The 12998-nt window shown below is 68.2% G+C and carries 12 protein-coding genes; 3 read left to right on the top strand and 9 right to left on the bottom strand.

Annotated features, from left to right (window positions below; genetic code table 11):
* Nucleotides 1-165 precede the first annotated feature (165 nt).
* The 5 genes from pyk to gcl form a co-directional block, all read right to left on the bottom strand.
* Entirely contained in the window at nucleotides 166-1629 is a 1464-nt protein-coding gene (gene pyk, locus AC3WVS_RS20045) for a pyruvate kinase (protein WP_011616210.1), read from the bottom strand.
* Between the two features lie 108 nt (nucleotides 1630-1737).
* A complete protein-coding gene (locus AC3WVS_RS20040; RefSeq protein ID WP_492311651.1) occupies nucleotides 1738-3060 on the bottom strand; it encodes a glycerate kinase type-2 family protein in 1323 nt (440 codons plus the stop codon).
* 66 nt (nucleotides 3061-3126) lie between these two features.
* Nucleotides 3127-4041 (bottom strand): 2-hydroxy-3-oxopropionate reductase, encoded by a 915-nt coding sequence (gene glxR / locus AC3WVS_RS20035; RefSeq protein ID WP_010812149.1) that lies wholly within the window; start codon nucleotides 4039-4041, stop codon nucleotides 3127-3129.
* A gap of 57 nt (nucleotides 4042-4098) precedes the next feature.
* The gene (gene hyi / locus AC3WVS_RS20030; RefSeq protein ID WP_010812148.1) at nucleotides 4099-4881 is read right to left on the bottom strand and encodes a hydroxypyruvate isomerase; all 783 of its coding nucleotides are present in this window, start codon (nucleotides 4879-4881) and stop codon (nucleotides 4099-4101) included.
* 111 nt (nucleotides 4882-4992) lie between these two features.
* Entirely contained in the window at nucleotides 4993-6777 is a 1785-nt protein-coding gene (gcl, locus tag AC3WVS_RS20025; RefSeq protein ID WP_010812147.1) for a glyoxylate carboligase, read from the bottom strand.
* A gap of 283 nt (nucleotides 6778-7060) precedes the next feature.
* On the opposite strand from gcl, the gene AC3WVS_RS20020 reads away from it, so the two are divergent.
* From AC3WVS_RS20020 to AC3WVS_RS20010, 3 genes are all read left to right on the top strand, one after another.
* On the top strand, nucleotides 7061-7756 hold the full coding sequence (locus tag AC3WVS_RS20020) for a hypothetical protein (RefSeq protein WP_492320044.1): 696 nt from the start codon (nucleotides 7061-7063) through the stop codon (nucleotides 7754-7756).
* Between the two features lie 148 nt (nucleotides 7757-7904).
* Complete coding sequence (locus tag AC3WVS_RS20015) at nucleotides 7905-8825, top strand: LysR family transcriptional regulator (protein ID WP_010812145.1); 921 nt, start codon at nucleotides 7905-7907, stop codon at nucleotides 8823-8825.
* Nucleotides 8826-8842: 17 nt separating this feature from the next.
* Entirely contained in the window at nucleotides 8843-9220 is a 378-nt protein-coding gene (locus AC3WVS_RS20010) for a DUF2784 domain-containing protein (protein WP_492320043.1), read from the top strand.
* A 10-nt stretch (nucleotides 9221-9230) separates the two neighbouring features.
* Here the strand turns inward: AC3WVS_RS20010 and AC3WVS_RS20005 are convergent, their stop codons facing one another.
* From AC3WVS_RS20005 to AC3WVS_RS19990, 4 genes are all read right to left on the bottom strand, one after another.
* Nucleotides 9231-10067 carry a crotonase/enoyl-CoA hydratase family protein gene (locus AC3WVS_RS20005; protein ID WP_492320042.1) on the bottom strand — a complete coding sequence of 279 codons (837 nt, stop codon included), beginning with the start codon at nucleotides 10065-10067 and terminating at the stop codon, nucleotides 9231-9233.
* A gap of 26 nt (nucleotides 10068-10093) precedes the next feature.
* Nucleotides 10094-10873 carry an enoyl-CoA hydratase-related protein gene (locus AC3WVS_RS20000; protein ID WP_492320041.1) on the bottom strand — a complete coding sequence of 260 codons (780 nt, stop codon included), beginning with the start codon at nucleotides 10871-10873 and terminating at the stop codon, nucleotides 10094-10096.
* Between the two features lie 49 nt (nucleotides 10874-10922).
* A complete protein-coding gene (locus AC3WVS_RS19995; protein WP_492320040.1) occupies nucleotides 10923-11726 on the bottom strand; it encodes an SDR family oxidoreductase in 804 nt (267 codons plus the stop codon).
* Nucleotides 11727-12302: 576 nt separating this feature from the next.
* Nucleotides 12303-12995: a GntR family transcriptional regulator gene (locus tag AC3WVS_RS19990; protein ID WP_492320039.1), complete on the bottom strand. Its 693-nt coding sequence runs from the start codon at nucleotides 12993-12995 to the stop codon at nucleotides 12303-12305.
* Nucleotides 12996-12998: the final 3 nt, after the last annotated feature.

Genomic DNA, 12998 nt, shown 5'->3' with positions numbered 1-12998 from the left:
GTCAGCTGCTGTTTTCGGTGCCGGACACCAGGCCCAAATAAAAAAACACCACCCACTCGCCCTGGAGACGGGCAACGCAGGCGGTGTGCGGCAAAACAAAGAAACCGGGTTTGCACCCGGTTCCGTCATGACGCGCGTTCCGGGACGGGAACGCAAGCAGCGCGGTCAGGCCAAGGCAGCCTCGCGCGCAGCCGGTGCGGTTGCCACCGCGCTGGCGCCAACTTCAGCCACGCGCAGCAGGTTGGTGGTCCCGCCTTGCCCGAACGGCATTCCCGCGGCGATGGTGATCTGGTCGCCCGGCACGGCATAACCTTCGGCCACCGCCGCGCGTGTGGCGGCTTCGACCATTTCATCCACGCTCTGCACATCCGGGCTCACGGTGGAGTGGACGCCCCAGGCAATGGCCAGGCGGCGCGCGATTTCCAGGTTCGGCGTGATGCTGACGATCGGCGCGCACGGCCGCTCGCGCGCGGCGCGCAGCGCGGTGGCTCCCGAGGACGTGTAGGTCACGGTCGCGACGGCGCCAATGATCTGCGTGACTTCGCGCAGCGCCGCGCAGATCGCATCCTGGCGCGTGTTCAGCGGGGTCTCGTGCTGGGCGTCGAGCAGGTTGCGGTACAGCGGGTCGCGTTCGACCTCGGTGACGATGCGGTTCATCATCGACACCGCCGGCACCGGGTAGCGGCCGTTGGCCGACTCGGCCGACAGCATCACCGCGTCGGCGCCTTCATAGATGGCGCTGGCCACGTCCGACGCTTCGGCGCGGGTCGGCACCGGCGAGTCGATCATCGATTCCAGCATCTGCGTGGCGATCACCACCGGCTTGCCCAGCTGGCGGCACACGCGCAGGATGCGCTTCTGCACGCCGGGCACGCGCTCGGGCGGCAGTTCCACGCCGAGGTCGCCGCGCGCCACCATCACGGAATCGGACACGCGCACGATCTCTTCGAGCTGCTGCAGCGCGGCCGGCTTCTCGATCTTGGACAGGATGCCGGCACGGGTACCGACGATCTCGCGCGCTTCGACGATGTCGGACGGGCGCTGCACGAACGACAGGCCGATCCAGTCAGCGCCCAGCGACAGCGCGAAGTCCAGGTCCTTGCGGTCCTTCTCGGTCAGCGCGGGGATGGGGATCACGGCGTCGGGCACGTTCACGCCCTTGCGGTCGGACAGCGTGCCGTTGTTGACCACGCGCGTGGTGATGGTGCCGGTGGTCACCGCCTCGATCGACAGGCGTACCTTGCCGTCGTCGATCAGCAGCGACTGGCCCGGCTGCGCGGCGGCGAACAGTTCGGGGTGCGGCAGGTAGACGCGGGTGCCGTCGCCCGGGGTGGGATCGCTGTCGAGCACGAACACATCGCCCGCGCGCACCGCGACCTTGCCGGCGGCGAAGGTGCCGATGCGCAGCTTCGGGCCCTGCAGGTCGGCCAGGATCGCGATCGGGCGGCCGGTTTCGGCCTCGATCTTGCGCACGGCGTCGTAGCGCGCGCGGTGGTCTTCGTGCGTGCCGTGGCTGAAGTTCAGCCGGAACACGTCGGCGCCCGCCTCGAACAGTTCGCGGATCACCGCGATGTCGGTGCTTGCGGGTCCAAGCGTGGCAACGATCTTCGCTTTGCGCTGGCGTCTCATGATGTCTCCTCTTCCATTCTCGGACGGCGCGCCACGTGGCGCGCCGGGTAATGCTGTTCAGGTGAACGACTGCTTCGGTACGGCGATGCTGCGCTGACGACTGCCGGCCTACACAATCAGGATGGCGCGGAAGTCATTGACGTTGGTGCGGGTCGGGCCGGTGACGATCAGGTCGCCCACGCCGGCAAAGAAGCCGTAGCCGTCGTTGTTGTCCAGGTGCGCGCGCGCCGACAGCCCGCGCGCGGCGGCGCGGGTCAGGGTGTCGGGCGAGAGCAGCGCGCCGGCGTTGTCCTCGGAGCCGTCGATGCCGTCGGTGTCGCCGGCAATCGCGTGCACGCCGGCCAGGCCGTCGAGCGCCACCGCCAGCGCCAGCAGGAACTCGGCATTGCGCCCGCCGCGGCCCTTGCCGCGCACGGTTACGGTGGTCTCGCCGCCGGACAGGATCACGCAGGGCTTGCTGAAGGGCTGGCCGCGCTGCGCCACCTGGCGCGCGATGGCGGCGTGCACTTCGGCCACTTCGCGCGCTTCGCCTTCGATGCAGTCGGACAGGATGTGGGCCTCGTAACCCAGTTCACGCGCACGCGCGGCCGCGGCTTCCAGCGATTGCTGCGCGGTGGCCAGCGTTACGTTGCGGTGGCCTTCGAAGCGCGCATCGCCGGGCTTGGGCGTTTCGCCGGCGCCGCTCTCCAGGTGGGCGCGCACGTTGGCGGGGACTTCAATGCCGTACTTGGCGATGACGGCCAGCGCGTCGGCGCAGGTGGTCGCATCGGGCAGCGTCGGACCGCTTGCGATCAGGGTCGGGTCATCGCCGGGGATATCGGAAATCAGCAGGGTCTCGACGCGGGCCGGGGCGCAGTGCAGCGCCAGGCGTCCGCCCTTGAGCGCGGACAGGTGCTTGCGCACGCAGTTCATTTCGCCGATGCTCGCGCCGCTCTTGAGCAGCGCCTTGTTCACGGCCTGCTTGTCGGCCAGCGTCAGGCCCGGCGCGGGCGCGGCCAGCAGCGCGGAGCCGCCGCCGGAAATCAGGCACAGCACCAGGTCGTCGGCGGTCAGGCCCTGCACCAGTTCCACCATGCGCTGCGCGGCGCGCTGGCCGGCTTCGTCGGGAACGGGATGCGCGGCTTCGACCACTTCAATGCGCTGGCAATCGGCGCCATGGCCGTAGCGCGTCACCACCAGGCCCGACAGCTCGCCTTGCCAGTTCGCCTCGACCGCCTGCGCCATCGCGGCAGCGGCCTTGCCGGCGCCGATCACCACCGTGCGGCCCTTGGGCGGCGTGGGCAGGTGCGGCGGCAGGCAGTGGCTGGCGCTGACGGAAGCGACCGCGGTGTCGAACAGGTCGCGCAGCAGCGCGCGCGCGTCGGACTGTGCGGGATGCGCTGCGGCGCGCTGGGGCGAGAGCAGGGCGGCTTGAGGTTCGGTGGCGAGCATGAAAAGTCCTGGTGCTGACGGGGAAAGCTAGTCGTCCCCGCAGGGCGGGGACGACGTGGTTGCTGCTTACTTGGCGATCTGGTGGTTAGACATGATCTCGATCGCGCGGCACAGGGCCGAATGGTCCTGCTTGCCCAGGCCGTTGGCGGCGCAGGTGTTGAACAGCTCCTGCGCGGTGGCGGTGTTGGGCAGTGCCACGCCCAGTGCCTTGGCACCCTGCAGCGCCAGGTTCAGGTCCTTCTGGTGCAGTTCGATGCGGAAACCCGGGTCGAAGGTGCGCTTGACCATGCGCTCGCCGTGCACTTCCAGGATGCGCGAAGCCGCAAAGCCGCCCATCAGCGCCTGACGCACCTTGGCCGGATCGGCGCCAGCCTTGGAGGCGAACAGCAGGGCTTCGGACACGGCCTGGATGTTCAGCGCGACGATGATCTGGTTGGCCACCTTGGTGGTCTGGCCGTCACCGTTGCCACCGACCAGCGTGACGTTCTTGCCCATCAGGTCGAACAGCGGCTTGACCTGGTCATAGGCTTCCTGCGGGCCGCCGACCATGATCGTCAGCGAAGCAGCCTTGGCGCCCACTTCACCGCCCGACACCGGAGCGTCCAGGTACGAGGCGCCCAGCTTGTTGATGCGCGCGGCGAAGTCCTTGGTGGCGATCGGCGAAATCGAGCTCATGTCGACCACGATCTTGCTGTGGCTGGCTTCCTTGCCGGCGGCCTTGAACGCGGCGGCAACGCCCTTTTCGCTGAACAGAACGGCTTCCACGTGCGGGGTGTCCGGCACCATGATGACGATGATGTCGGCACGCTTGGCGACTTCCTCGGCGCTGGTGCAGACGGTCACGCCTGCATCGACCAGCGCTTGCGGGGCCGGGTTGACGTCATGCACGAACAGCGTGTGGCCGGCGGCGCGCAGGTGGCCCGCCATCGGTGCGCCCATGATGCCCAGGCCGATGAAGCCGACGTTGCGTTGGTTTGCCATGTTGATGTCTCCTTGAATGAGATTAAGTCTGTCTTGGTTGGCGTAGGTGGTAACCCGTTACTGCACGCCGTGCTCGGCGCGCCAGCCCAGGCCGGCTTCGGTGGTGGTCTTCGGCTTGTACTCGCAGCCGATCCAGCCGTTGTAGCCGATCTCGTCCAGGAACTTGAACAGGAAGCGGTAGTTCAGCTCGCCGGTCCCCGGTTCATTGCGGCCGGGGTTGTCGGCCAGCTGCACGTGCTTGATCTTCGGCAGGTTGGCCTTGATGGTGTTGGCGATCTCGCCTTCCATCCGCTGCATGTGGTAGATGTCGTACTGCACGTACAGGTTGGGCGCATTGACCTGGTTGATCAGGTCCACCGCCTGCTGCGTGCGCGACAGGAAGAAGCCAGGGATGTCGAAGGTGTTGATCGGCTCGACCAGCAGGTCGATATGCTCGGCGGCGAGCGCGCTGGCGGCGAAGCGCAGGTTTTCCACCAGCGTTTCCTGGGCCTGCTCGCGCTTGACGTTCTGCGGCTGGATGCCGACCAGGCAGTTCAGCTGGCGCACGCCCAGCACCTTGGCGTACTTGATGGCCTCGCCCACGCCGTCCTGGAACTCGCCGACGCGGTCCGGGTGGCAGGCAATGCCGCGCTCGCCCGCTTCCCACTTGCCGGCGGGCAGGTTGTGCAGCACCAGGTCCAGCTGGAAGCGGTTCAGGCGGTCAGCGATCTGGTCCGCGTGGAAGGCATAGGGGAAGAGGAATTCCACGCCGCGGAAGCCCGCGCGCGCGGCGGCTTCGAAGCGGTCGAGGAAACCGACTTCGTTGAACAGCATGGTGAGGTTGGCCGCAAGTTTAGTCATGAGTCTCTCCGGTTTAGTTGTGTTGTCGTTCTGCCGGTGCAGAACCGGTGATGCAGGGGCGCTGGATTTGCGCGGGCCGTAGCCCGCGCTTCCATGTTGGAATGGTGCTGCTTACGCCGTTTCCACTTCTTCCTTCAGGATCGCTTCCTCGATGTCCTCGAGGTCTTCGATCGGCTCGAACTCGTTGACATTGTCGATCTCGGTGCCCATCGCGATATTGGTCACGCGCTCCAGGATCACCTCGACCACCACCGGCACCGAGAACTCGGCCATCAGGTCGCGCGCTTCAGCAAAGGCCGGGGCGATGTCTTCCGGCTTGAACACGCGGATCGCCTTGCAGCCCAGGCCCTCGACCACCTTGACGTGGTCCACGCCGTAGCCGTTCAGTTCTGGCGAGTTGACGTTGTCGAAGGCCAGCTGCACGCAGTAGTCCATCTCGAAGTTGCGCTGCGCCTGGCGGATCAGGCCGAGGTAGGAGTTGTTCACCACCACGTGGATGTACGGCACCTTGAACTGCGCGGCCACGGCCAGTTCTTCGATCATGAACTGGAAGTCGTAGTCGCCCGAGATCGCCACCACATCCGAGTCCGGCGAGGCGGTCTTCACGCCGATCGCGGCCGGGATGGTCCAGCCCAGCGGGCCGGCCTGGCCGCAGTTGATCCAGTGGCGCGGCTCGTTGACCGACAGGAACTGGGCCGCGGCGATCTGCGACAGGCCGATGGTGCTGACATAACGCACGTCGCGCGGGAAGTACTGGTTCATCTCGCGGTACACGCGCTGCGGCTTGACCGGCACGTTGTCGAAATCGCTCTTGCGCTGCATGGTGCGGCGGCGCTTCTGCACGTCGGCGACCCACGACTTGCGGCACGGCAGGCGGCCGGCCATCTTCATTTCGCGGGCAACTTCAACGAACAGTTCCAGCGCGGCCTTGGCGTCCGACACGATGCCCAGGTCCGGGCCGAACACGCGGCCGATCTGGGTGGGCTCGATATCGACGTGCACGAACTTGCGGCCCTTGGTGTAGACATCGACGCTGCCGGTGTGGCGGTTGGCCCAGCGGTTGCCGATGCCCATCACGAAGTCCGAAGCCAGCAGCGTGGCGTTGCCGTAGCGGTGCGAGGTCTGCAGGCCGACCATGCCGGCTTGCAGCGGGTGGTCGTCGGCCAGCACGCCCCAGCCCATCAGGGTCGGCACCACCGGCACGTTGACCAGTTCGGCAAACTCGACCAGCAGATCCGCCGCGTCGGCGTTGATCACGCCACCGCCGCACACGATCAGCGGGCGCTCGGCCGCGTTCAGCATCGAGATGGCCTTCTCGATCTGGGCGCGCGAGGCAGCCGGCTTGTACGGCTGCAGCGACTGGTAGGTGTCGACATCGAATTCGATCTCGGCCACCTGCACGTCGAACGGCAGGTCGATCAGCACCGGACCCGGGCGGCCCGAACGCATGATGTGGAAGGCTTGCTGGAACACTTGCGGCACCAGGGCCGGCTCGCGCACGGTCACGGCCCACTTGGTCACGGGCTTGGCGATCGATTCGATATCGACGGCCTGGAAGTCTTCCTTGTACAGGCGGGCGCGCGGGGCCTGGCCGGTAATGCAGAGGATGGGGATCGAATCGGCCCAGGCCGAGTACAGGCCGGTGATCATGTCGGTGCCGGCGGGGCCCGAGGTGCCGACGCAGACGCCGATGTTGCCCGGCTCGGCACGGGTGTAGCCTTCGGCCATGTGCGAGGCGCCCTCGACGTGGCGGGCCAGCACGTGGTTGATGTTGCCCGACTTGCGCATTGCCGAGTAGAACGGGTTGATCGCCGCGCCCGGCACGCCGAATGCCGTGGTCACGCCTTCCTTCTCCAGCACGGCGATTGCCGCGTCGATTGCTCTCATCTTTGCCATGATCTTGTCTCCAGTGATGGTGTGAATTCCGTTGGAGTCGATCCTATTCCCGCAGGCGGGGTGGGATAAACAGAAGGGAGATCAGTTGATTCGATACCTGGGGTACGCAATATCGCCTTGGAAGCCAGATCGGACGGTCGGCGGGGGTACGCCGGGGTACGCAATTGGATATGTGGTGTGACGGTGCGGGCACGCAGTGCAGCGGTGGGTACGCGCCCGCGCCGGCCGGCCGCCGCAGCGCAGTGCGGCAAAATGACGGGATTCTTCGCCATCCGGGCCGACCATGTATTCCAGGCTGCCGTCTACCTACGAACTGCTTGAAGCGCTTGCCGCCGTCCCGCCCGGGCCGGCCGCCGACCCTCCGATGCCGGGCGGCCGCCTCGGGCGCGTGCTGTGGGTGGGCTTTATCGCGGCGCTGGCCGCGACCATCCTGAGCGGCGTGGCCCTGGCCGTCTGGCGGCTGTGGCTCAAGCACCCGGTGCCGCCGTGGTCGCTGCGGACCTTCGAGGTGCTGCTGGCCCTGTCGGCCGCCTGCTATGTCGGCGCCGGACTCACGCGCGCCGGCACCGTGCTGGCCAGGCTGCGCCATCCGCTGCGCTGGCAGGCCGCCGAGATGGACCGCCACAGCGCAGCCGAGGATGCGCTGCTGCGCCGGCTGGCGCGCATCCCGCCGCCGCAGCTGCAGGCGCGCCAGCGGCGCGTGGTGTTGCAACTGCGCTTGTGGGAAGGTGCTGCGCGCACCCTGGCAGGGCTGCTGGCACTGGCGCCGGCCGCGGCCGTGGTGGCGGCACTGCCGCGCCAGCAGGCCATGGCCGGGACGCTGCTGTGGCTCTACGGCGTGATGGTGGTGACCGGCGCGGCCTGCTACCTGTACCTGCACGTGCAATGCAGCCGGCCGCTGCGGCGGCTGGCCCATGTGCTGGGCGAAGCGGCCGAGATGAACGCGCAGGTCAGGGCGCGCGCGGCTCCGGCCGCCTGATTCCGCACCGGCTGCGGGTGACGCGACCTGCCCCTGGCAGCGGCCCTGACACAGCCGTATGCGGATGCCGCGATCCTGCCCATCAGCCGCGCAGGGATGCCACATCCCCGGGGATGCCGCACAATGGCGCCCGGGAGACGAATATCCGATGGACAAACTCAAGCAAATCGAAGCCTTTATCGCCGTGGTGGAGCACGGCAGCATGGCGGCCGCGGCGCTCACGCAGAACGTGACGCCGGTGATGATCGGCCGCCGCATCAACGCGCTGGAAGCCCGCATCGGCGTCAAGCTGCTGCACCGGTCCACGCGCCGCATCGCCGTGACCGAGCAGGGCGCGGTGTTCATGGAGCAGTGCAAGAAGGCGCTGGCCGACCTGGACCGCGCCGAGATGCTGATCGCCGAAGGCAAGCACAAGGCCACCGGCCACCTGATCGTTTCGGCACCGGCGGCGTTCGGGCGCAAACACGTGGCACCGCACGCACCGGCGTTCCTCTCGGCCAACCCGGAAGTGCAGATCTCATTCAACCTGACCGACCGCGTGGTCGACCTGGTGCGCGAAGGCTATGACGTCGGCATCCGTATCGGCGGCGCCATCGACCCGAACTTTGTCGCGATCAAGCTGGCCTCGAACAAGCGCGTGGTGTGCGGCACGCCGGCGTACTTCGCCAGGTACGGCGTGCCGCAGACGCTGGACGACCTGGCCCAGCACAACTGCCTGGCGTTCAACCTGCAGGGCGGCCAGCAGCGCGGCTGGTATTTCAGCCAGAACGGCAAGACCGTGACCGTGCGCGTCAACGGCAACCTGGACTGCAACGACGGCGAGCTGCTGCACCGCTGGACCGGCGAGGGCCTGGGCCTGGGCTGGCGCTCGACCTGGGAGATCCTGCCGCAGCTGGAGAGCGGCGAGCTGATCACGGTGCTGGACGAATACGCGCTGCCGGCCTACGACATCCTTGCCGTGTACCCGCAGCAGCGCCCGGTGCCGGCCAAGATCCGTTTCTTCATCGAGCACCTGAAGGCGCAGTTCGCGCGCCCGGGCTACTGGATGGACACGGCGGGCGGCAACTGAGGCCGCCGCCGAGCGCGATGCCGATCACAGCCTGGCTGGCCGACCTGGTGGTCATCGTGCACGGGCTGTTTATCCTGTTCGTGGTGGCGGGCGGCCTGCTGGTGTTGCGCTGGCCGCGTGTCGCATGGCTGCACCTGCCGGCGGCGGTGTGGGGCGTGCTGATCGAATGGTCCGGCTGGATCTGCCCGCTGACGCCGCTGGAAAACATGCTGCGCCGGGCCGCGGGACAGGCGGGCTACAGCGGCGGTTTTGTCGAGCGCTACCTGTTGCCGCTGATCTATCCGGCCGGGCTCACGCCCGCGGTGCAGCTGTGGCTCGGCGCGGTGGTGCTGGTGGTCAATGTGGTGGTCTATGCGTTGTGGTGGCGCCGCCGGCGAGCCGCGCACCACCACTGAGCGGCTTGCTTCAGCCCGCCGGCTCGAAGCGCGGCGCGCGCTTCTGCATATTGGCCAGCACTGCCTCGCGCTGGTTGGGCGAGCCGACCAGCCGGTCCTGCTCGTCGGACTCGGCCTGCAGGATGAGGGCATTGTCGCCGCGCTCCACCACCGCCATCAGGCGCTTGGCTGCGCGGATCGCATCCGGGTTCTTCTGTGCCACCTGGCGCGCGGCTTCCAGCGCCGCGGCGCGCGGGTCGTCGGCGAGGTAGGTGCCCAGGCCCAGTTCGCAGGCTTCGGTGCCGCTCAGCACGCGCGCGCTGTAGATCAGCTCGCGCAGCACGTCGGGGCGCACCAGGCCGCGCGTGAGCACCATGCCGGCCATGTCGGGCACCAGCCCCCACTTCATTTCCATGACCGACAGCCTGGTATCGGGCGCGACGTAGCGTACGTCAGCGCCCAGCGCCACCTGCAGCCCGCCGCCGAAAGCCACGCCGTGGACCGCGGCGAAGACCGGCACCGGCAGTTCGCGCCAGACCATGCACGCGTACTGCGGGCGATTGGACATGCCGTTGGTACGCTTGCCGAGGCGGCCCGCGCCGATGCTGTCGTTGTGGGATTCGCCGCCACCGTCCGACAACATGCCCGCCATGCGGCCCATGTCCAGCCCCGCGCAGAAGGCGCGGCCCTCGCCTGACAGGACCACGGCGCGCAGGTCGGGCATGCGCGCCAGTTGCTCGCCGGTCTCGATCAGTGCGTCGAACATGGCCTGGTCGAGCGCGTTCATCTTGTCGGGGCGGTTCAGGCGGACGTCGGCGACGCCGTCTTCGATGGTGACGAGGATACGTTCGTTGCTGCTGGCGCTCATGCGCTGGCTCCTTGTGATGCGGGTTCTCAACGGCCCTTGAACTGCGGCTTGCGCTTCTCCATGAAGGCGGCTACGCCTTCCTTGCAGTCATCGCTGCGGCTGGCGCGCGACTGCAGCGTGGCTTCCACTTCGAGCTGCGCGGCCAGGTCGTTGTCGAAGCTCTGGTTCAGGGCTTCCTTGATCATGCCGTAGGCCATGGTCGGCATGGTGGCCAGGTGGCGGGCCAGCTTGCCGGCCTCGTCCTGCAGCGCGTCGTCGGCGTGGACCTTCCACACCAGGCCGATGCGCTGTGCTTCCTCGGCATCGATCTTCTCGGCCAGGATGGCCAGTGCGCGGGCGCGCATCTCGCCGGCATAGCGCGGCACGAAGTAGGTGCTGCCGGCGTCCGGGACCAGGCCGATCTTGGAGAATGCCTGCAGGAAGCTGGCCGAGCGGGCCGCCAGCACCACGTCGCCCGCCAGCGCCAGGCTCATGCCGGCACCGGCGGCCACGCCGTTGACAGCGGTGACGACCGGCTTGGGCATCTGGCGCAGCGCCATGATGATCGGGTGGTAACGCTCGCGCAGCAGCGTGCCGGAATCGGAGATGCCATCCTTGCCGCGCGCGGCCAGGTCGGCGCCGGCGCAGAAGCCGCGGCCCGCGCCGGTGATCAGCACGGCGCGCACGCCGGCGTCGCCGGCGGCGCGCTCAACGCCCTCGCGCAGCTCGCGCATCAGGTCGCCGTTCATCGCGTTGAGCACGTCCGGGCGGTTCAGGGTCAGCGTGGCCACGCTTTCGCTGGCTTGATAGAGGACGGATGCCGTCATGGGTGGTTCTCCTTGTTGCTTGGTCGTGGTTCGGTGCGGGTGCGGAAACTTACTGCGGCTTCTTCAGCGCGTCGGCGGAGGCGTCGCCCAGCTTGCTGCCGCCGTCGCAGTCGAGGATGGTGCCGGTGACGTAGTGCGCGTTGTCGCTGCTCAGGTACATCGCGGCATCGGCGATATCGTCCTTGGTGCCGTAGTCGCGCAGCGCCAGGCGGGCCTTGTAGCGCGCCTCCATCTCGGCCGTGGGCGCCAGCCGGGCCATGCCTTCGGTGTCGGCGATCGGGCCGGGCGAGATGCCGTTCACGCGCACGCCGGCCGGGCCCCATTCCATCGCCAGGCACTTGATCAGCATGTTGATGCCGGCCTTGGCGGCGCAGGCATGGGCCTGGAACATCATGGCGTTGACCGCCTGCGGCGCGGTGATCGCGATCAGCGACGCACCCGGCTTGGCCAGGTGGTCGAAGCTGGCGCGGAACACGTTGAAGGTGCCGAGCAGGTCGATATCGACCACAGTCTTGAAGGCATTGGCGGACATGCCGACCACGGGCGCGAGGAAGTTGCCCGCGGCGCCGGAGATCACCACGTCGATCGGCCCCAGTTCGTCCTGGGCGCGCGCGAAGGCCGCTTCCACGGCGGCATAGTCGCGCACGTCGGCGGCCATGCCGATGGCGGTGCCGCCGGCCGCGGTGATGGTGTCGGCGGCGGCCTGGATGCGCTCGGCGGTGCGGCTGATCAGCGCCAGCTTCGCCCCGGCGCGCGCGAAGCCGTGCGCGATGCCGAGGTTGATGCCGGAGGAGGCGCCGGCGACGAATACGGTCTTGCCGGCAAAGGCGTCGGGGCGGAAGGCACTGGGCATGGGAAGTCCTCTCGATCGATGGTCAGGCGATGCGGGCCGCGATCCGGCGTCAGGCAGGACCGTGGCGTTGCGAAATGCAGGGGAGAGCTAGCGCCGGCGGCGTGGCTGCAGCGCAGGTATCGCGCGATGGCGCATGACGGTCTCCATGTTTCTGTTCTGGTGTGCGTCCGCCCCGGATCCTGCGGGGGGCGGCGCCGGCCTCTGGCTCGGGCCTCCGGCATCCTAACCCGAAGCCGGGATTCGATCTCGCGTATTGCCGGCAATGCCGGCCACCGCGGACGCAACAATGGCGGCGCCGGGAATGCCTTCCAGGCGCTGCAACTAGCTGGCGGGAAAGGAAAAAACGGGTGCGGGACTGCGTCGCGGCCAAGCGGCGGGACAGGGCGCCATTCCGCAGCGCAAAACCCAGTCCTCAGAAAAAAGAAAGCCCGCACACCGTTGCAGCGTGCGGGCAGCCTTCCGACGATGAGGTGCCGGAAGGCAGAGTGCTCATGAAGTGCGCCCCCGCGTCTTCATGGCGGGGTCAAGTGTGCGCGCGGGCGGCAGTGGCCGCTTTGACTCACGTCAAGCAGACGCCTACGCGAGCAGCGCGGTCACCAGGTCCTTGCCGCGCGACACCGGCGCGGTTTCCTCGAAATGCAGCGCACCTTCCACGTGGCCGAGGTGGTCCACCATCAGCGTGACGGCCCGCTCGACATCGCCGGCACGGGCGGCCTCGATGAATTCGCGGTGCTCGTCCGACGAGCAGGCCGCGTCGCGGCGCGACTGGTACAGCATGGTGATGACCGCGCTGCGCGTCGACAGCTCGCGCATCATCTCGGTCAGCACGCCGTTGCCGACCACCTCGGCCAGCACGATATGGAAGTCGCCAAGCAGCCGGGTGCGCACCTGCGCATCGCTGCCAGCCAGCGCCTTGCGTTCGGCCGCCAGGTGGCGGTCGATGCGCTTGTAGTCGGCCGGGGTCGCCTTGGCGACGAACTCGCGCGCCAGCGCCGCTTCCAGGATGCGGCGCACCGCGAAGACCTCGCGCGCCTCCTCGGCGCTGGGCTTGGCCACGAAGGCACCCTTGTCGGGCACGATCTGGATGACCTTGTCCTTGGACAGCATCAGCAGCGCCGCGCGCACCTTGGTGCGGCTGACGCGGTAGACACTGGCCAGGGCCTCCTCGCGCAGCTTGGTGCCGGGCGGCAGGCGGTGCGAAACGATGGCCGCGACTATGTCTTCGGCGATCGCTTCGGCGGTCATGTCAGGATCGATATGCTCGGGCATGGC

It is taken from the genome of Cupriavidus sp. CPT47-8839-RL05A (assembly GCF_058792255.1).
Note: the sequence above shows the minus strand (reverse complement) of the source record. Positions and strands in the feature narration are given on the sequence as shown.